This is a genomic window from Streptomyces sp. SM1 (assembly GCF_002910825.1).
Lineage (GTDB): Bacteria > Actinomycetota > Actinomycetes > Streptomycetales > Streptomycetaceae > Streptomyces > Streptomyces okerensis.
The window spans coordinates 1-1,237 of the sequence record NZ_NEUB01000160.1 but is presented as its reverse complement, the minus strand read 5'-3'; the positions used below and the strand labels follow the sequence as shown (position 1 = coordinate 1,237).

Below are 1,237 nucleotides of genomic sequence, written 5' to 3'. Positions count from 1 at the left end.
GGGCCCGCCGGAGGGATCGCGGGCGGGATCGCCGGAAGGGTCACCAGCGGGATCGATGGACGGGCCGCCGGTGGGACCACCGGAGCGGCCGCCGGTGGGGTCGGCGGAGCGGCATCCGGTGGGGTCGGCGGAAGAGCTGCCGTCCGGACCGCCGGAAGGGCCGCCGGGTCGATCACCGGGTGGCTGATACTGGCTCACCCCCCGAGTATGCGTGCCCCCGCGATCACAGGGAACGCGGGGGCACGTGGACACGCTCGGGGCGGCCGGGACGAAGGCGGACCGGACTCACAGCGTCCGCAGCAGCACCGCCGGTTGCTCCACGCAGTCCGCCACGTACCGCAGGAAACCCCCTGCCGTACCGCCGTCGCAGACCCGGTGGTCGAAGGTGAACGAGAGCTGTACGACCTGCCGCACCGCCAGCTCGCCCTCGTGCACCCACGGCCGGGGGATGATGCGTCCGACGCCGAGCATGGCGGCCTCGGGGTGGTTGATGATCGGTGTGGAGCCGTCCACGCCGAACACGCCGTAGTTGTTCAGCGTGAAGGTGCCACCGGTGAGCTCCGCGGGCGTCAGCGTCCCGGCCCGGGCCGCCTCGGTCAGCCGGGCGAACTCCGCCGTGAGCGACTCCGCGTCCCGCGTGTGCGCGTCCCGGACGACGGGGACGACGAGCCCCCGGTCGGTCTGCGCGGCGAAACCGAGGTGCACGCCCTCGTACCGGACGATCTCCCTGGCCCCGGTGTCCACCGAGGAGTTGAGCTCGGGGAAACGGGCGAGCGCGGCCGTGCAGATGCGGGCCAGCAGCGCGAGGACGGAGATCTTCGGGCCACCTCCGGCCGCGTTCATCGCCGCGCGGGCCCGCATCAGTTCGGTGGCATCGGCGTCCACCCAGCAGGTCGCGTCCGGTATCTCGGTGCGGCTGCGGGAGAGCTTGTCGGCGACGGCACCGCGGATGCCCTTGAGGGGAACGCGGGTGACGGCCGTGGTGCCCGTGGGGACGGCCGGTGCCGTCGTGTCCGCGGGGACGCGCCGGGTTTCCGGTGCGCCGTCCGTCGCGCCCGTACGGCTCGGGGCGGCGGCACGCAGCGCGTACTCCACGTCCGCGCGCAGGATCAGCCCGTCGGGCCCGGAGCCGGTCATCTCCCGCAGATCCAGTCCGTTCTGCCGGGCCAGCCTGCGCACCAGCGGCGAGATCACGGGGACGGGGCCGTCCGCGGCCCCGGGGGTGCGGGCGTGAGCG

1 protein-coding gene and 1 pseudogene are annotated in these 1,237 nt (G+C 74.4%); both read right to left on the bottom strand.

Features of this window, described 5'->3' with window-relative positions:
- Window positions 1-198: pseudogene (locus tag B9S61_RS41455) on the bottom strand (hypothetical protein); the annotation flags it as partial.
- A gap of 87 nt (window positions 199-285) precedes the next feature.
- The coding region (locus B9S61_RS03595; protein WP_103540881.1) for a dihydrolipoamide acetyltransferase family protein at window positions 286-1,237 on the bottom strand (952 nt) is incomplete at its 5' end.